Below are 17,149 nucleotides of genomic sequence, written 5' to 3' on the forward strand. Positions count from 1 at the left end.
TTATAAATATTGGTTGATACCGGTGATTACGGTATTGATTGAATCCAGAATTCTTTTCTTGGCCATGTTGTTCGCTTCAATTTTAAGATCCAGCTCCGAAAAATGCTCCTGGTTGACCAAGTCTATTTTTTCCAGCTCGGCTTTCTTATGGCTGAGTTCTTTCTGAAGATCGGCGATTTTGCTTTCCAAAGACGTTATACCAGTTGCCAAAGCCGTTTTCTCTAAGGTGATTTTGTTGGACAATTCCATCTTTTTGGAAGTTCCCGTAGAATCGTACTTTGCATATACTTTATCAATTTCAGCAATATAAAATTTTGCTTTCTCCAATAAAAAATCTTTGGACAAATTAGGGTTGATGGTTTTCCCCATAGTAAAGGCCATCTGATAGCTTTGCGGATTGGTAACCCCTACGGCCTGAACCGATTTGTACAGTTCGAAAAAATCGAAGCCTTCTGCATTAAGACCTTCAAAACCTTTTTGATACACCTCTACGATCTCACCCAGAAAAGGGTTGTTCCCAGAAAGGGCTTGAGAGGGCATAGCCGCTGCATCAGGAAAGCTATTGGTTTGGATAGGGGCGGCTGCTTGTTCTTCTTTTTTTGACGTATCGTTATTTTCGGACTCGTTTATAAAAAGACTTTTCCAGTTAAAACTGTCTTTGCTCATTGGTTAGTTTCTTATTGTTTCCTGAGATTATACGTAGCACTTTAAAAAAAGTTACTACTATTCTTAAAAAAAATAAAAATACATATTTTCCACAAGTTATCTGCATCAAATCTTTTTCATTTTTCAACACCTTCCCGAAATGGATTTAAAAGGCGCGCAAAAAAAAAGAGCCGGACAAATGCCGGCTCTTTTATGTATTGAACTGTATTGCTTAGCTTTTCAAAGCTTCCGCGCCACCTACGATCTCCAGAATTTCTCCGGTAATAGCAGCTTGACGGGCTTTGTTATACGTTAACTTCAACTGGTTTCTTAAATCCGTTGCGTTATCCGTTGCTTTGTGCATCGCGGTCATACGTGCTCCGTGCTCTGCAGCAAACGAATCGCGGATGGCTTTGTACAATTGTGTTTTTAATGATTTCGGAATCAACGTTAACACGATTTCTTCTTTCGACGGTTCGAAAATGTAATCGGATGTAGCTACTTCTTTAGCCGCTAACGGTGCCAATGGTAAGAACTGCTCCGTTACCACTGTCTGAGTCGCTGCATTTTTGAATTGATTGTACACCAATTCGATTTTATCGTACTCACCGTCCACAAACAAATGCGTCAGTGATTCAGCGATATGGGCCACATTGTCAAACGTCAAATCGTCATAAACATCACTTCGGTTTGCAATCACGTGATTGGTTTTGTGCAACTGATCGTTTGCTTTTTTACCAATAGCGAAAACACCAATGTTATGCTGACCATGCGTCTCGGTTAAGTTTCTAACCTGTTTCAAAACGTTAGAGTTGAATGCCCCACAAAGACCACGGTTAGAAGTAATAGCAACCACTAAAACTTTCTTCACCTCTCTTTGTTGGGTGTACTGCCCTGCGAAATCACCTTCCAGGGAAGCACTCAGGTTTTGGATTAACTCCGTTAATTTTTCGGCATAAGGGCGCATCGCCGTAATTGCATCCTGTGCTTTTTTCAGCTTTGCGGCAGATACCATCTTCATCGCCGATGTAATCTGCATCGTAGATGAAACGGAACTGATCCTGTTACGTATTTCCTTTAAATTTGCCATTTATAATATTTTAAATTATAAATTCTGAATTATAAATTATGGAACCCATTTACAATTTATAATTCAAAATTTAAAATAACTTATTAGTATTTTGCAGAAACTTCTTTCGCTGCTTTTTCTAAAACATCCGTAATGTTATCGTCGAATTTACCTGCTTTTAAAGCATCCAACGTATCACGGTGTTTTGCGTTCAAGTACTCGATGAAATCCTTCTCGAATTCTTTTACTTTGTTTACGGGAACGTTTCTCAATAAGTTTTTAGTACCTGCGTAGATAATCGCAACCTGATCTTCTACAGTAAACGGCGTGTTAACCGCTTGTTTTAAGATCTCCACGTTACGTTTACCTTTCTCGATTACGTTCATCGTAGCTGCATCCAAATCCGAACCGAATTTTGCGAACGCCTCTAACTCACGGAACTGAGCCTGGTCTAATTTTAACGTACCTGATACTTTTTTCATTGATTTGATCTGCGCGTTACCTCCTACACGAGATACAGAGATACCTACGTTGATCGCCGGACGAACCCCTGAGTTGAACAAGTCAGACTCTAAGAAGATCTGTCCGTCAGTAATCGAAATTACGTTCGTTGGGATATAAGCCGAAACGTCTCCCGCCTGTGTTTCGATGATTGGTAACGCTGTTAACGAACCACCACCTTTAACGATTGGTTTTAACGATTCCGGTAAATCGTTCATATTTTTAGCGATGCTGTCGTCCGCAATTACTTTACAAGCTCTCTCTAATAAACGGGAGTGTAAGTAGAATACGTCTCCAGGGTAAGCCTCACGACCTGGTGGTCTTCTTAACAACAAAGACACCTCACGGTAAGCTACCGCCTGTTTTGATAAATCATCATAAATGATCAAAGCCGGACGCCCTGAATCACGGAAATACTCCCCGATAGCAGCACCTGCCATTGGAGCATATACCTGCATTGGAGCAGGGTCAGAAGCATTAGCTGCAACGATAACGGTATACGCCATTGCACCTTTTTCTTCTAATGTTTTAGCGATTCCTGCAACTGTAGATGCTTTTTGACCTACAGCAACATAGATACAGAATACCGGTTTCCCAGCATCGTAGAATTCTTTCTGATTTAGGATAGTGTCGATACAAACGGTTGTCTTACCAGTCTGACGGTCACCAATTACAAGCTCACGCTGTCCACGACCTACAGGGATCATCGCATCGATTGATTTGATACCTGTTTGTAACGGTTCGTTTACTGGCTGACGGAAGATAACTCCCGGAGCTTTTCTTTCCAATGGCATTTCGTAAAGAGTACCACCGATTGGTCCTTTACCGTCGATTGGGAACCCTAAAGTATCCACAACACGACCTACCATTTCCTCACCAACTTTTAAAGAAGCGATACGCTGCGTTCTCTTTACAGTTGAACCTTCTTTGATCCCGGTAGACGGCCCTAATAATACAACCCCTACATTATCTTCTTCAAGGTTCAATACAATAGCTTCCAACCCGTTATCGAATTGTACTAACTCCCCGTATTGAGCATTAGACAAGCCGTAAACACGAGCGATACCATCACCTACCTGAAGAACTGTTCCCACTTCCTCTAAGGTAGCACCTGATTCAAAACCAGATAATTGTTTCTTTAATATTGCTGAAATTTCAGCAGCTTTAATTTCTGCCATTCTGTTTATAATTTAACACTTTTCAGTGTGGTAAATACTAATTTAAAAGTTCTCTTCTTAATGTTTGCAATTGGTTGGCTACCGAAGCATTGAACTGCTTGTCCCCGATTCTCAAAATGAAACCGCCGATGATGGACTCATCCACGATATTTTTAAGGGTAACCGTTTTATTGGAAAATTCCTTGATTTTAGCCAATACCTTAGCTTCCAACTCTGGAGTGATCGGAAATGCAGTCGTAACTTTCGCTACTTCCACGCCGCTCATCTCATCAAACAACAAGTTGTACTGAGAGGCTATCGCCGGTAAGATTTCAAATCGTTTGTTTTCCAACAACAACCGGAACAAACCTTTTGTTTCGTTTTGGGCCGAAGCAAATATTTCCGACAAAACCGATAGTTTAACCTCTCCCTTAACTGTAGGGTTCGCTAAAAAATCTTTCAACTCTGCGTTTTCTGCAATCGAAGCAACAATAGACTTCATGTCCTCGTTTACATGCGACGCTTTCCCGTTCGAGTTGGCCATATCCAAAATAGCTTTGGCGTATCTAATCGCTACTCTTGACATATACGATTAATTTAATTTTACTTCGTCTAACATTTTCTCAACCAAAACCGTTTGAGATTCTTTGTTAGAAAGTTCACCTTTTAATAATTTCTCAGCGATTTCCAAAGAAAGACCGGAAACCTGCGTTTTCAATTCAGCCATAGCAGCATTTTTCTCGCTTTCGATAGAAGCTTTAGCCTGCTCAATCATTTTAGCACCTTGAATCTGCGCTTCGGATTTAGCATCAGCAATCATTTTTTCTTTGATTTCACGAGCTTCTTTCAACATCGTATCTCTTTCTGCACGAGCCTCGTCCAACAATCTTTGGTTGTCAGCTTTGAGGTTCATCATTTCTTTCTTAGCAGTTTCTGCAGCTGCCAAAGCGTTGTTGATAGACTCTTCTCTGCTTTTTACAGCACCCAAGATAGGTTTCCAGGCAAACTTTTTCATCAAGAAGAAGAATACCAAGAAGATTATCGATGTCCAAAAAATTAAACTTTCCGGTGAAGTTAAGTTCATATTTCTATATATTAAGTTTGTGTTTTACTTTTTTAAAAAGTTTCGCAACCAACCGTTGCGAAACTTTTTACTTTAATTACTAAGCAATTAATGCTACTACTACAGCGAATAATGCAACACCCTCGATAAGAGCAGCAGCAATAATCATTGCAGTTTGGATTTTTCCAGCAGCTTCTGGTTGTCTTGCCATAGCGTCCATAGCAGATCCACCAATTTTTCCAATACCGATTCCAGCTCCAATTACAGCTAATCCAGCACCGATTCCAGCTAATACCATAATAATAAATTTATATAGTTAATAATAATAAAACTCAATATTAATGATGGTCGTGCTCAGCTACCGCCTGACCAATAAACAATGCTGATAACAATGTGAACACATACGCCTGTAAGGCTGCTACCAACATTTCCAACACACTCATAAACAATACGAAAGCACCCGATACAGGAGCAATTGCAGCCGTTTTGAATATGTATATTAATGAAATTAAACTCAAAATAATAATGTGACCCGCAGTAATGTTTGCGAACAAACGTATCATCAATGCGAATGGTTTTGTAAACATTCCGATGATTTCAACCGGCCACATGATTGGGTATAATGCTTTCGGTACCGGTGGTGCAAAAATATGCCCCCAATATCCCTTGTTTCCACTTAAGGTAGTAATCACGAAAGTAATAAACGCCATTACAAATGTAAAGTAAATGTTTCCAGTTAAGTTAGAACTGAACGGGAAGAAAGGAATTAATCCAATCAAGTTGTTGATCCAGATAAAGAAAAATATCGTCAACAAATACGGCATGTACTTAGCGTATTTTTTTTCTCCGATATTAGGAATTGCAATTTCGTTTCTAACAAACAAAACCAATGGTTCCATAAAACCAGCCAGTCCTTTCGGTGCTTTATCGTTTTTCTTATAAGATCTTGCTACTGCTGTGAACACTAGAAGTAATATTATCACAGACATCAACATGGAGAACACATTCTTAGTGATGGAGAAATTTAAAGGGCGCGCATCAAAGTTAAAGGCATTTTTGTCTTCTTCTTTTAGCTGCTCAAATTTATCTGCATAATACACCACTTCGTTATAGCGTACAAAATTTTGTCCGTTGACAGACGCTACATGATGTCCTGTGTTGTCGTGGTGAAAGTTTTCAGAAGAGAAAATTATCAATCCGTTGTTAGTCCATAAAATTACCGGCAGGTAGAAAGTAATAGGCTGTCCGTTCCAGTCTGCAACGTGAAACTCGTGCGAATCTCCGATGTGGGAGTTAATTAATTCTGTAGCACTAAATTCTTTTTCTGCGCCATGAGCTCCTTCCGTAGCTGCTCCATGAGCTTCATGAGCCACTTCGTGTACAGCTTCTTTTTTTACATCAACTGAATCCGTTGTCGGGTTTGCCAAAGCAATTGAAGAAACAAATGCTGCAAAAGTTGCTACAATAAAACTGACGGGTTTTTTTGAAATCACCATACCTTATTAAATATCTTAATTTTTACGGTCTATAAATTTTGCGCAAAGGTACATATTAAATTAATAAACGAAAACATATAATCATAAAAATTAAAAAGTCTTTTTAAAACGCTTAATTTCTTCGATTTATTACCTTATTTCTGATTTAAAAGCCTTACAGAATGAATGGTTTCGAAAAGTAGAAAAAGGAAAAATGGAACAAAAAAAGCGAAAACATCAGGCTTTTTATCTTCAAAATCAGATTGTATCAACGGCAAAAGAAATACAATTGCCCCCATCATCTTGATAAGGCCCATTGCTAAAAAAGCATAGCCGGTTTTATCAAAAAAAGTATTGCTCACAAATACCAAAAAAACAAAGCTCAATAATGTTACCACAATATTAAAAGTATAAACACTTAGGGTTTGATAATAAAATGGCGTTTCTTTAAAAAGCTCTTGAACTATAAAATACTGTGCAAAGAACAAAACGACAGAAAAGGGAAGAAACTGTTTGAGAAAAAAAAGTAATTTTTGTTTCATTATGTTTTAACTAATCTTTATTCAGGTTCTTAACCTGCTGCATTACATTATAAAGTGCTATAAAAACCGACAACAACGAACAGACAATAGTAAACAACGACCCATCCTTGTTAAATTTACCATCAAGCCAAATCCCAAAAAAAACACCGGCAGCAATGATCACCCCCATCTGAAAAGGGATATTAATCAATGCCATCCATTTGTTATTAGGCTGTTTTTTCTCCGGCTTGTCCATCGTTTATGCTTTTTACGGTATTGCGCATGGTACAGGACGCACTGAAATCGGCACCGGGTTCCACTGAAAGTTTGCCCACAGTCGCTTCCCCTTTGATGGTGGCTTTACTGCGGACGCTCAACAAATCGGACACTTCAATTTTTCCGTTGAACTTGCCTTCGATATCGGCTGTTTTGCAGCTTACATCACCGGTAATACTTCCTGTTGGACCGATGACCAATCTCCCTTTCGAAGTAAAATTCCCCAACAATTGACCGTCCAGACGAAAATCGGCCTGGGAGACAATATCTCCGGATATCTGTGTTCCTTCGACGATACGGTTGGTCTTACCTAATAAATCGGTATAGGGTTTCTGGGGTTTGTCAAACATAACGGTTAGTTTAATGTTGCCATATATTGTTCAAGATTTTTCTTGATCTGCACCACTTTATAGTCTTCGTTTGAAATTACGAAAGCTGCTTCCTTAATCTTATAGCCTTTAAATTCCTTAAGAACCGAAAGCGTGGATTGGGCGCCTTCCTTGTTGCTGAAGCCATGGATTACCATAAAGCCCTGGTTCATGATATATACATCTTCAGAAAGCGTGATTTCCTTGCTGTTTCGGTCTTTGATATATTTCTGCAATTTTCCTTTAAGCGCGATAACTTTAGCATCTTTATCATTAGGGAACGGAATCGGGTACACAATTTTCCAGCTCACCGGTGGTATTCCGTTAAACGTAAGGGCTTCCAGTTTCGGGATATCGTTCTTCACAATGGCATCGGCTCTTTTTCCTTCGTCCAGATTCGGATAATTGTAGGCCACAGCGGTTAATGCTTTTTTGTATTCCTCTACGCCTTTAAGTCTTCCGATAAGGTTGGCACGCAACATTTCAAACTTAACAATGATTTCATCGCCGGCAAAACGATCCATCATCTGCTCGACCTGTTGTAGGGTTTGCTGGTAATTGCCTTTTTCGTATTCTTTGTACAGATTCCCGAAAATCACTTCCGGCGCTTCATTACTTTGTGCGATTTCAGAATTCGGATTCGTTAAAATCTGTGCGTAATGACTGTTCGGATACCCGCTGATGATTTCCTGTTTCATCGCTTCGGCTTTGGAAGGATTGATGATTTCGTAAATTTTGTACAGATTGTACTTCGCCGGCAGCACCAAACGTTCTTCCGGTTGGCTTACCAATAATTTTTCAAGTTTGGAAGCGGCCAATTCGTATTCCTGGAACTTCTCTTTATAGATAGTCCCCAGTTGGAAATACGCAAAATTTCGTTCGCGAGCCAGGCTGTCCAACACTTTTTGCTCCGTTGGAAGTTGTTTGATATAAAAGTCCGTGGAATATTCCGGCTTTTCCGTTACGGCATCCGGGTTCTCGTTCGCTTTGACCACATCGGCCAACGAATCATTGGTGTCATTGGTATCTATCCCGTCAGTTGCGTCTTTAGAAACGGCCCAACGCCAGTTGTCTTTTAAAGGACGATTGCCCCATCTTTTACGAAACTCTGTTTTCCCGTAAGCCACGGTGGACGGATTGTAAAAATAGAAACTGCTCTGTGTGGAAGCCGTCATCGTTGGAGGCGCTGATGTAGGGTTTAGGGCTGGCGGCATCCCGTCTGCTTTTTTTCCACTTCCTTTTGGGTCTGCAGAATCTAAATCCTTAAAGCCGGGTTTTGTGTCCGGTGCGCCGTTGTTCTGCCCCTGTTCCTGTGCTTCTTTTTTCTTCGCTTCTTCCAAAGCGCGTTTGGCATCGGCTTCTTTTAATTTGGTGATATGCGCCTGATAGAAATTGCGTTTGTCGTTTTCGTTCATCGCCACCACTTTCAGAATGCTGTCGTTGTTCTGAACGATCGCTTCGTATTTGATTACTTCCGACAAGTTTTCCCTTTTCTTTTTGACAGCGAAAAACTCCCTGGATTTGTTGTCCAGGCGCAACATGGTACTGTCATAATATTTTCCGGCCGTTGCATACCTTTCTTCGTCAAAGAAAATCTGCGCCAGGTTTCTGTAATTGGAAGCCATCAGGTAACTGTCCTGCGAAACGGAACGCAACGATTTATTGTAATATTTTTTAGCTTTTACCGGCAGGGTCTGCTTGTCATAGAACACCCCCACCTGATGGTTGATCACATCCAGAAAAGGTCTGTTTTCGCGGTCTTCTAATAATTTGGTATATTTCTCCATAAAGGCAAGCGTGTCGCCGTTTTTATGGTCGAACTGTTGGGCCTGTTTGGCGTGTGCCCAGATCACATAGCGTCTTGGTGATTTACGCTTCATTTCGATTACCTCCCCAAACGCAGTGAAAGCACTGTCTTTGTGACCCATTTTCTCATAAAGCTGCCCTAAAATAAAACGGTATCTTGCTTTTTCTTCGTTATGCTCGGTAAGGTCTCCGGCTATTTTCAGTCTGGCGATGGCGGTATCTCTCACCCCGGTATTCAAATAGGCTTGTGCTAAAATAGCATTGGCGTCGGCCTTTACCTGACCTTTAAGTTTTTGGTCTTTAAGCAATCGTTTCAGGTTTTTTATCGCCTGTTGGTCGTTTTCCAGACGGATATTGGTTTTTTCGCGCCATACTTTGGCTTCACCGATCTTATCGCTGTTGGAATACTTATAAAGGATGTAATTAAACGCTTCCAGGGCGGGAAGAAAACGATTGTCATAATAACGGGCTTTCCCTAAAAGCAAATGCGCTTCATCTATTTGCGGGTTTTTCTCACTGCCTTCAATATACATGGCGTGTTTTTGAATGGCTTTGGCCGCTTTGGTTTCGGCTCTTTCGAAGTTCGCGTTTTTGGTCTGCTGGCCCGGTAAAATGGCCTCTTCCTTACTCTGCATGCGCTCCACCGGAAGGATATCCCAGAAATTGTCTTTGTAGGTTTCCTTTAAATCTTCAACCCCTTTATCAAAAGCCACCTGCCCGTTATACAACACGTTGTACTCGGTAGTAACCGCATGATAGTTTCGGCTAACAAAGGAATTCTTGCGGGTGGAACAAGCCACAATCAGGGCAACAAAACCGATAAGGTATATATATTTTAAATCACTATGTCTCAAAGTAATCTTTTTTTCTTTAACTTTTAAAAATACTCTTTTAGTATATCAACTGGTAAAAATACGTTTCTTTTTGATATGTCTGAAAATTTCAGATGAAAATTCGGATGAAAGGAAAAGAAACTCTTTGAACGAATTATAAATGCGTTGTGTTGACCAGAGTCGGAATTGTTTTTTACTTTTGCATAAACAAACCAAAACACTATGTCAGCATTTCATAGCCTAACCATAAAAGAAATCACTCGCGAAACACCGCACGCCATTTCAGTGGTTTTTGAAGTACCGGGTCATTTAAAACCGGACTATGCCTTCATCGCGGGACAATACCTTAATTTAAAATTCATCATCGACGGAAAAGAAATCCGACGTGCCTATTCAATAAGTTCTTCCCCTAACAACCACGAATTACGTGTCGCCATCAAAGCGGTTAGCAATGGGGTAGTATCGACCTTTGCCAACGAAAAGATGAAAGTCGGGGATACCATGGAAGTAGGAACGCCGGAAGGCCGCTTTACTTTCGAGCCCAAAGCAGACAATCAGAAAAACTATGCCGCTTTTGCAGCCGGCAGCGGAATTACACCCGTAATGTCTATTTTACACAGCGTATTGGAAAACGAGTCGAAAAGTACTTTTGTCCTTACTTACGGAAACAAATCCCCGGAAGAAACCATTTTTTACAAACACCTTCACGATTTACAGCAGAAATATGTAGGACGCCTTTTCGTGCATTATGTTTTTTCACAAGCGAATGCTGCCGAAGCACATTTCGGGCGCATCGACAAATCCATCGTGAATTTTGTGGTACACAACAAACATGCGGAAAAAGACTTTGATAAATTTTACCTGTGCGGGCCGGAAGAAATGATCTCTGCAGTAGGTAATGTATTGAAAGAGCACAATGTTCCGGAAAAAGACATCAAGTTCGAATTGTTCTCCACAACGCCAAATGAAACGACAGCCGAAAAAACCTTGGGTGGTCATACCAAAATTTCCGTAGTGGTGGATGATGAAGAATTCGAGTTTGAAATGGCCCAGAAACAAACGCTTTTAGAAGCCGCACTAAAGCAGGGAATCGACGCACCTTACTCGTGCCAGGGCGGTATCTGCAGCAGCTGTTTGGCCCGTATTTCCAAGGGAACGGCCGAAATGAAAAAGAATTCGATTTTAACCGATAAAGAAATAGCCGACGGTTTGATTTTGACCTGTCAGGCACACCCAACTTCAGCAGAAATCCATGTCGATTATGACGATGTATAAGGGTTGATTTGATTTAAACTTGTAGGAATCCGATTATTTATGCAGATAATCGGATTTTTTTGTATTTGGTCGAAAAATAAATCACAAAAAAGCAACGGTTTGTGAAACTTATTTAGATTCGTGCGGAAAATTTCCAAAAAACCAACAATTTAAATCAATTATTAACCAAATTATGAAAACTTTTATCAGGTTTTCAATCTGCATGCTATTGTTGCTGCTCACACAAACTGCAATGGCACAGGTTGGAATCGGTACCACTACCCCAAAAGCTGCACTGGACATTTCCAACAGCACTTACGGCCTGCTTATCCCTAGAATTGCGCTAACCGCCGCGAATGTGGCAGCACCGGTAGTCAATCCGGCAACAGGGAACAATACTTTAGAAGTAGGCACCATCATTTTTAACACGGCAACCACGGCTGGAACTTATGGCGTAATACCGGGAATCTACTATTGGGATGGCTCCAATTGGATTTCACAGGTACACCGCTATTTCGAAAAGAAGTTCACACAAACTTCAGACTTGACTGTAGCGACAACTGCCTCCACCTACAGTAACATTATAGGAATTAACAACAAATCTTTTGTTGCGCCTTACACTGGGCAATACACCTTTATTTTCACAGGATATCTGGGAGCCGGAACAGTAGACACTAATGCCGGTAAGATGGGTTTTGTGGAAGGTAATTTCAAAATGACCATCAACGGAACGGATTATCGCAAATACTCTCACTCGACGAGTTTTTACAACAGCGACACTATGACCGATTATTATGAGTTGTTCAACGAAACGAATATTAATGTAAACGTTTACCTAACTGCTGGTCAAACCTGTACGTTAAATTGTTCCTACAACGGAGCCGCCGATGACAACATCACGGAAACCAATGCGCATGTGGTGGGACGAACCACCGTTCTGGGCAATCTTTGCGAAGTGAACGTGACCTATATCGGACGTTAATAAATTCTTGTACATAAAGAAAAAAAAGGAGCTAAACAAGCTCCTTTTTAATTTTATCAATAACCGCTTCCGGTAAAATGGTTCGCATGGCATTTTCATAGCCTTCTACTTTTTTGTTCCCGTATACTGAAGTCGGTAATTTAGGATACTGCTCCCGATCCGACGTAATACAGTTTTCCAAAGGCTGATTGAACGGCACAAAGCCGGCATAAGGATGCGTCGCGCCCCAAAGCGTTACCACTTTAATGCCGAGCATAGCCGCGATATGGGCATTCCCGGAATCCATACTCAGCATGATGTCGAGATTGGACATTAAGTCGAGTTCTTGTTCAAGTTTCAGTTTTCCGGCTATTACTATTATATTCTGGTGGTTCTTTTTTAAGGCATTCAACTGTTCAATTTCTTTAGGTCCGCCTCCGAAAAGGAATAAAACCCTATTGCTGTCCGAAGCCAATTCGTCTATCACCTGCTGTAACAAATCCAACGGATAAACTTTGCTTTCGTATTGGGCAAAAGGCGCAATACCGATCCAGTTGCCTTTCTTTTCATCGGTTATGGAACGTATCTCTTGGGAAAGTGTGGCTTTTTCGGGAAAAACGGGCTGCGACAAATCCACCGGAAAACCTAAAGCGGCTAAAGTATCACAATGCCTTTCGAACATAGTTTTTAAAGGCTGGAACACTTTGTTTTCAGCTCGTGTCAGCGCTTTTTTATCGGAACGCCCTTTATCGGTTTTCGCTGTGGGTTTACCGGAGAGTGTAAATAAGTTACGCACTACATGGGAACGCAGGACGTTGTGAAAGTCAGCTACCGCATCAATGTTCAACCTGCGCAAATCCGAATACAAACGCAGCAAACCTCTAAATCCTTTATGGCGCTTGTTTACGTCGACCGCAAAAAAATCAAGGTTGGGAATTCCCTCAAAAAAAGGCTTGAAGAACGGCCGTGAAACCATGGTGACTTTCACTTCCGGATACTGTAAAACTAAGGCTCTCAGCACAGGCACCGTCATAGCGACATCACCCATGGCTGAGAGCCTTATTACAGCAATATGCTTTGGTTTAGCCATCAAAAAAGATGCTATTTTTTATTCTGATACAACACCGGGTTTAGTTCCTCGTCGTTGTACATTTTCATCTGTTTGTACACTTTCATGTATTTGTCCCCGTTGGAAATATCCGTCAGCAAGTCACTGATGGAGGTAAACATATCGCTTTTCTGATCCAGCAACACATTTAATTTCTCCTGGCATTTCGCACGGTGTTCCGCAGTAGCTTCCGGACGGTTGGCTTCTTCGCTCATGTGGTAAATTTTCAGAGCAAGAATCGACAAACGGTCAATCGCCCAAGCCGGACTCTCCGTGTTGATTTTTGCATTCGGTTTTACCTGAACGTCCTTATATTTTTGCAGAAAATAACTGTCGATGAATTCCACCATGTCCGTACGTACCTGATTCGACGCATCGATTTTACGTTTCAGATCCAATGCGGCTACCGGATCGATATTCGGGTCACGAACGATATCTTCATAATGCCACTGCACCGTATCCACCCAGTTTTTCGCATACAGTAAGTATTCGATGGAACCTTTTTCATAAGGGTTTTTTACCGGTTGGTACACATCATCAATCACATGGTATTCTTTGATACTTTGTTCAAAAATCGGAAAGGCAAATTCAGCGAACATAATTTTTTATTTTAGTATACAAACCTACATAATTTTTTCCACCTGAGAGATGGCCTGCTAAATTTTGTGGGCTTCATTTTCTAAATATAAACAAGGGCTTTTGGGAAGAACTTTAGCTTTTTAAACTTTTAACCTTTAACTTTGAACTTTAAACCTTAGACCAATCCTATGCACATTCATTACATCTCCGAACAAAACAGCATCCTGAATCATTTCTTAACGCAAATCCGCGATGTAAACATTCAGAAAGACAGTATGCGCTTCCGCAAGAACATCGAGCGTATCGGAGAAATTATGGCATATGAATTGAGCAAAACGCTGGATTACAAAGACATTTCCGTTCAAACGCCATTAGGGACCAAACACACTACAACCATTGCCGAACCTGTGGTACTGTGTTCCATTTTACGCGCAGGACTGGCCTTGCACCAAGGTTTTATGAATTTTTTTGATGATGCGGAAAACGGTTTCGTATCGGCCTACCGTCACCATTACAACAACGACGATGCCTTCGAAATCCTGGTGGAATATCAGGCCGCTCCTTCCTTTGAAGACAAAAACCTGATCCTGATCGATCCAATGCTGGCTACCGGACAATCGCTGGTGGCGGTGCTTCACAAATTACACTTAGAGCAAAAACCTAAAGAAATCCATATCGCAGTGGTCATTGCGGCCCCGGAAGGGATTGTGTACCTGCAAAAAAATCTTCCGGACAACTGCCATTTATGGGTAGCTTCTCTGGACGAAAAACTAAACGAGAAAAACTACATCATCCCTGGCTTAGGCGATGCTGGTGATTTAGCCTACGGAAGTAAATTATAACTGACCGAAGAAAATAACCAACGCCACAACGACAATACCGCCAAGTACGCCTTCCTTAACCCAATTGTTTTCCTGGCTTTCCAGAAAATTGGTGCCCAAAACCGATAGCGGGAAAAAGGTGAACATCAGGAAACTGTTGTTCTTGTCTGCGGAAAGCACATAAATACCAACCCCGAGCAAAAAGGTAAAAAGGATCTTTTTATACGAGGACTGCATGTTCAACGGTCGGTTCGAAAGTGAAATCAGCTGCGTGGAAAAAAACAAAACGGCCACGGAAGAAAAGAAAGCCAGGGCTATATTCTGGAAAATATTTTCGAAATAGGTAAAATCAAAACTCAACTGTATCTGATGCCACACAAAACCAATCAGACTGTGATCGATTAAAAGTACGGCCAACAGAAATACCGTAGCCACCGCAAACAAGGCGATAAAGGGAATAATCCAGTTGCGGTAATCGCCGGAAACGTGGAAGATGATGGAGATAAAAACCAATATCAGGAATAAAATACACCAGAAGTGGAACAGGGAGGCCACAAAAATCCAAAGCGAAGCATCAAAAATTTTCTCTTTCGGGGTAATCAGCGACTGCATGGAAATCAGGCGTCGTAAGGCCAACAGCAGAAAAAAATTCGCCAAAATTACATTGGTGTTCACCAAAACCGTCGGGAAAAGAATCAAAAAAATACCAAAAAGAAAGGCCGCATAACTGTTGTCCTTACTCAACCCGTTCCGCTTGGTGATAAAGCGCACCAAAAACATGGACACCACCAATACCGCCAAAAGCATTACTTTTTGGGCCGTCATATAATAATGTTGCGTCCAGCTCAGATCGCCTGACAGGTACAAAAAATAGAAGACCACCAGCATCAAACCGATTAAAACATAATTAATTGGACGCGATTTATTAAAAAGACTTGCTATCATGCAGATATTTTATATTTTTGTGTCTGTAAAGATAACATTTGTATAAAAGAGACCAACACGTGTCAGGAAGTTTTTCCAAACGGTCGGTTCCCTATAAATTTAAAAACGAAACCTATGAAAGCATTTTTTGAAGGAATTCAGTATTTGTTCGTAGACATCCTTTTCAAACCAATGGATTGGATGAGAGAAGCCGAATTGTCTAACTGGTGGACAGCCAATGTGGTTAACTGGATTTTCATCGTAGTTTGTTGCTATTGGACTTGGTACTGGACAAAAGAATTAAAATTATTCAAAGACAGAGGACAGGACGAACAGGATACTACTGCGCATTCTTTCTTAAAATAAGAAGCCGACAAAATAAAAAAGCCCGTCTCGTTAATATTAACGAGACGGGCTTTTTCTTTTATACTATATTTTACAAATCGAAACCGATATCTTTTCGGTAGTACATCCCATCGAAGTGTAATTTTTCGATGTTTGCATACGATTTCGCAATGGCTTCGTTAAAGTTCTCGCCATACGAAGTCACCGCAATCACACGGCCTCCGTTGGTTACCACCTGACCGTCTTTTAAAGCCGTTCCGGCATGAAACGCAATGGAACCTTCCACATTTTCCAACCCGGTAATCACTTTTCCTTTTTCATAATCTTCCGGATAACCGCCTGAAACGACCATGATGGTTGTAGCGCTTCTCGGGTCGATTTCAAATTCAACCTGATCTAAAGTCTGGGTAGCCATCGCCTGAAAAATTTCCACCAAATCGGATTGTAAACGCGGCATCACCACTTCCGTTTCCGGGTCGCCCATACGCACGTTGTACTCGATCACAAAAGGATCGTTCCCCACTTTTATCAAACCGATGAACACAAATCCTTTGTATTCGATATTGTCTTTCTGAAAACCGTCAATGGTTGGTTTTACCACGCGGTCTTCTATTTTCTGCATGAATTCGGCATCAGCAAACGGCACTGGGGAAACGGCTCCCATTCCTCCGGTATTCAATCCGGTATCGCCTTCGCCAATACGTTTGTAATCTTTTGCCGTTGGTAAAATTTTATAGGATTTGCCATCCGTCAACACGAAACAGCTCAATTCGATCCCGTCCAAAAACTCTTCGATCACCACCTTGGAAGAAGCATCCCCAAACTTGGCATCCACCAACATGTTTCTTAATTCCTGTTGTGCTTCGGCTAAATCGGTAAGGATCAAGACTCCTTTTCCGGCTGCCAACCCGTCGGCTTTCAAAACATAAGGTGCCTTTAAAGTTGTCAAAAATTCACAACCTGCCGCTACCGTATCTTTTGTAAAACTCTGGTAACGCGCCGTAGGGATATTGTGTCGTACCAAAAATTCTTTCGCGAATTCTTTACTGCCTTCCAGTTGCGCACCGTGTTTTGACGGACCGATCACCGGGATGTGCTGCAACGCCGCATCGTTTTTGAAGAAATCGTAAACGCCGTTCACCAAAGGATCTTCAGGTCCTACCACTACCATTTCGATGTTTTCGGTTTGCACAAATTGCTTCACCGCAGCAAAATCATTAGGATTGATGTTCACGTTGGTTGCTATTGAAGCTGTACCGGCATTTCCGGGCGCTACAAACAATTTGGAACAAAGAGAACTCTGAAGCATTTTCCAGGCCAGCGCGTGTTCTCTTCCGCCCGAACCTAACAGTAAAATTGTCATGATGTTGTGTTGTTGATTCGGGTGCAAAAATAGTCCCTTTTGCACGGAAAAAAAAGTTTAAGCCTCTAGTTTATAGTTTG

At 41.2% G+C, this 17,149-nt stretch carries 19 protein-coding genes; 4 read left to right on the forward strand and 15 right to left on the reverse strand.

Annotated features, from left to right (window positions below; genetic code table 11):
- The 11 genes from ACWPKD_RS09255 to porW form a co-directional block, all read right to left on the reverse strand.
- Complete coding sequence (locus tag ACWPKD_RS09255; protein WP_455412398.1) at positions 1–666, reverse strand: hypothetical protein; 666 nt, start codon at positions 664–666, stop codon at positions 1–3.
- Between the two features lie 211 nt (positions 667–877).
- Entirely contained in the window at positions 878–1,735 is an 858-nt protein-coding gene (gene atpG, locus ACWPKD_RS09260) for an ATP synthase F1 subunit gamma (protein WP_455412399.1), read from the reverse strand.
- An 83-nt stretch (positions 1,736–1,818) separates the two neighbouring features.
- Positions 1,819–3,393 carry a F0F1 ATP synthase subunit alpha gene (gene atpA / locus ACWPKD_RS09265; RefSeq protein ID WP_455412400.1) on the reverse strand — a complete coding sequence of 525 codons (1,575 nt, stop codon included), beginning with the start codon at positions 3,391–3,393 and terminating at the stop codon, positions 1,819–1,821.
- A 37-nt stretch (positions 3,394–3,430) separates the two neighbouring features.
- A complete protein-coding gene (gene atpH, locus ACWPKD_RS09270; RefSeq protein ID WP_455412401.1) occupies positions 3,431–3,958 on the reverse strand; it encodes an ATP synthase F1 subunit delta in 528 nt (175 codons plus the stop codon).
- Between the two features lie 6 nt (positions 3,959–3,964).
- Entirely contained in the window at positions 3,965–4,456 is a 492-nt protein-coding gene (locus tag ACWPKD_RS09275; protein ID WP_455412402.1) for a F0F1 ATP synthase subunit B, read from the reverse strand.
- A gap of 79 nt (positions 4,457–4,535) precedes the next feature.
- On the reverse strand, positions 4,536–4,733 hold the full coding sequence (gene atpE / locus ACWPKD_RS09280) for an ATP synthase F0 subunit C (protein ID WP_300057376.1): 198 nt from the start codon (positions 4,731–4,733) through the stop codon (positions 4,536–4,538).
- A gap of 40 nt (positions 4,734–4,773) precedes the next feature.
- Positions 4,774–5,931 carry a F0F1 ATP synthase subunit A gene (atpB, locus tag ACWPKD_RS09285; protein WP_455412403.1) on the reverse strand — a complete coding sequence of 386 codons (1,158 nt, stop codon included), beginning with the start codon at positions 5,929–5,931 and terminating at the stop codon, positions 4,774–4,776.
- 134 nt (positions 5,932–6,065) lie between these two features.
- Positions 6,066–6,452, reverse strand: coding sequence for a hypothetical protein (locus ACWPKD_RS09290; RefSeq protein ID WP_455412404.1), 387 nt, complete (start codon positions 6,450–6,452; stop codon positions 6,066–6,068).
- A 10-nt stretch (positions 6,453–6,462) separates the two neighbouring features.
- The gene (locus tag ACWPKD_RS09295) at positions 6,463–6,687 is read right to left on the reverse strand and encodes an AtpZ/AtpI family protein (protein ID WP_455412405.1); all 225 of its coding nucleotides are present in this window, start codon (positions 6,685–6,687) and stop codon (positions 6,463–6,465) included.
- A complete protein-coding gene (locus ACWPKD_RS09300) occupies positions 6,659–7,057 on the reverse strand; it encodes a bactofilin family protein (RefSeq protein ID WP_455412406.1) in 399 nt (132 codons plus the stop codon). The genes ACWPKD_RS09295 and ACWPKD_RS09300 overlap by 29 nt, the downstream gene beginning before the upstream one ends.
- 5 nt (positions 7,058–7,062) lie before the next feature.
- Positions 7,063–9,735, reverse strand: coding sequence for a type IX secretion system periplasmic lipoprotein PorW/SprE (porW, locus tag ACWPKD_RS09305; RefSeq protein ID WP_455412407.1), 2,673 nt, complete (start codon positions 9,733–9,735; stop codon positions 7,063–7,065).
- 201 nt (positions 9,736–9,936) lie between these two features.
- Between porW and ACWPKD_RS09310 the strand changes: the two genes are divergently transcribed.
- Entirely contained in the window at positions 9,937–10,989 is a 1,053-nt protein-coding gene (locus ACWPKD_RS09310) for a 2Fe-2S iron-sulfur cluster-binding protein (RefSeq protein WP_455412408.1), read from the forward strand.
- A 172-nt stretch (positions 10,990–11,161) separates the two neighbouring features.
- On the forward strand, positions 11,162–11,950 hold the full coding sequence (locus ACWPKD_RS09315) for a hypothetical protein (protein WP_455412409.1): 789 nt from the start codon (positions 11,162–11,164) through the stop codon (positions 11,948–11,950).
- Positions 11,951–11,981: 31 nt separating this feature from the next.
- Here ACWPKD_RS09315 and ACWPKD_RS09320 read toward each other — a convergent pair whose 3' ends face one another.
- Together ACWPKD_RS09320 and ACWPKD_RS09325 are read right to left on the reverse strand one after the other, a co-directional pair.
- The gene (locus ACWPKD_RS09320; RefSeq protein ID WP_455412410.1) at positions 11,982–13,019 is read right to left on the reverse strand and encodes a glycosyltransferase family 9 protein; all 1,038 of its coding nucleotides are present in this window, start codon (positions 13,017–13,019) and stop codon (positions 11,982–11,984) included.
- An 11-nt stretch (positions 13,020–13,030) separates the two neighbouring features.
- Positions 13,031–13,636, reverse strand: coding sequence for a DUF4254 domain-containing protein (locus ACWPKD_RS09325; RefSeq protein WP_455412411.1), 606 nt, complete (start codon positions 13,634–13,636; stop codon positions 13,031–13,033).
- Between the two features lie 168 nt (positions 13,637–13,804).
- Here ACWPKD_RS09325 and upp point away from each other — a divergent pair, with 168 nt between their 5' ends.
- Entirely contained in the window at positions 13,805–14,458 is a 654-nt protein-coding gene (gene upp / locus ACWPKD_RS09330) for a uracil phosphoribosyltransferase (RefSeq protein ID WP_455412412.1), read from the forward strand.
- On the opposite strand, the gene ACWPKD_RS09335 is transcribed toward upp, so the two are convergent.
- Entirely contained in the window at positions 14,453–15,382 is a 930-nt protein-coding gene (locus tag ACWPKD_RS09335) for a DUF6427 family protein (RefSeq protein ID WP_455412413.1), read from the reverse strand. The two genes, upp and ACWPKD_RS09335, sit on opposite strands and share 6 nt — an antisense overlap.
- A 114-nt stretch (positions 15,383–15,496) precedes the next feature.
- Between ACWPKD_RS09335 and ACWPKD_RS09340 the strand changes: the two genes are divergently transcribed.
- Positions 15,497–15,727, forward strand: coding sequence for a DUF6341 family protein (locus ACWPKD_RS09340; protein ID WP_455412414.1), 231 nt, complete (start codon positions 15,497–15,499; stop codon positions 15,725–15,727).
- Between the two features lie 70 nt (positions 15,728–15,797).
- Here the strand turns inward: ACWPKD_RS09340 and purD are convergent, their stop codons facing one another.
- Complete coding sequence (gene purD, locus ACWPKD_RS09345) at positions 15,798–17,069, reverse strand: phosphoribosylamine--glycine ligase (RefSeq protein ID WP_455412415.1); 1,272 nt, start codon at positions 17,067–17,069, stop codon at positions 15,798–15,800.
- Positions 17,070–17,149 lie beyond the last annotated feature (80 nt).

The organism is Flavobacterium pedocola (assembly GCF_053764385.1).

What these genes read in the sequence shown, in the direction of transcription:
- ACWPKD_RS09255 (WP_455412398.1), bottom strand. Translation starts at nt 666, where the DNA reads ATGAGCAAAGACAGTTTTAACTGGAAAAGTCTTTTTATAAACGAGTCC.
- atpG (WP_455412399.1), bottom strand. Translation starts at nt 1,735, where the DNA reads ATGGCAAATTTAAAGGAAATACGTAACAGGATCAGTTCCGTTTCATCT.
- atpA (WP_455412400.1), bottom strand. Translation starts at nt 3,393, where the DNA reads ATGGCAGAAATTAAAGCTGCTGAAATTTCAGCAATATTAAAGAAACAA.
- atpH (WP_455412401.1), bottom strand. Translation starts at nt 3,958, where the DNA reads ATGTCAAGAGTAGCGATTAGATACGCCAAAGCTATTTTGGATATGGCC.
- ACWPKD_RS09275 (WP_455412402.1), bottom strand. Translation starts at nt 4,456, where the DNA reads ATGAACTTAACTTCACCGGAAAGTTTAATTTTTTGGACATCGATAATC.
- atpE (WP_300057376.1), bottom strand. Translation starts at nt 4,733, where the DNA reads ATGGTATTAGCTGGAATCGGTGCTGGATTAGCTGTAATTGGAGCTGGA.
- atpB (WP_455412403.1), bottom strand. Translation starts at nt 5,931, where the DNA reads ATGGTGATTTCAAAAAAACCCGTCAGTTTTATTGTAGCAACTTTTGCA.
- ACWPKD_RS09290 (WP_455412404.1), bottom strand. Translation starts at nt 6,452, where the DNA reads ATGAAACAAAAATTACTTTTTTTTCTCAAACAGTTTCTTCCCTTTTCT.
- ACWPKD_RS09295 (WP_455412405.1), bottom strand. Translation starts at nt 6,687, where the DNA reads ATGGACAAGCCGGAGAAAAAACAGCCTAATAACAAATGGATGGCATTG.
- ACWPKD_RS09300 (WP_455412406.1), bottom strand. Translation starts at nt 7,057, where the DNA reads ATGTTTGACAAACCCCAGAAACCCTATACCGATTTATTAGGTAAGACC.
- ACWPKD_RS09310 (WP_455412408.1), top strand. Translation starts at nt 9,937, where the DNA reads ATGTCAGCATTTCATAGCCTAACCATAAAAGAAATCACTCGCGAAACA.
- ACWPKD_RS09315 (WP_455412409.1), top strand. Translation starts at nt 11,162, where the DNA reads ATGAAAACTTTTATCAGGTTTTCAATCTGCATGCTATTGTTGCTGCTC.
- ACWPKD_RS09320 (WP_455412410.1), bottom strand. Translation starts at nt 13,019, where the DNA reads ATGGCTAAACCAAAGCATATTGCTGTAATAAGGCTCTCAGCCATGGGT.
- ACWPKD_RS09325 (WP_455412411.1), bottom strand. Translation starts at nt 13,636, where the DNA reads ATGTTCGCTGAATTTGCCTTTCCGATTTTTGAACAAAGTATCAAAGAA.
- upp (WP_455412412.1), top strand. Translation starts at nt 13,805, where the DNA reads ATGCACATTCATTACATCTCCGAACAAAACAGCATCCTGAATCATTTC.
- ACWPKD_RS09335 (WP_455412413.1), bottom strand. Translation starts at nt 15,382, where the DNA reads ATGATAGCAAGTCTTTTTAATAAATCGCGTCCAATTAATTATGTTTTA.
- ACWPKD_RS09340 (WP_455412414.1), top strand. Translation starts at nt 15,497, where the DNA reads ATGAAAGCATTTTTTGAAGGAATTCAGTATTTGTTCGTAGACATCCTT.
- purD (WP_455412415.1), bottom strand. Translation starts at nt 17,069, where the DNA reads ATGACAATTTTACTGTTAGGTTCGGGCGGAAGAGAACACGCGCTGGCC.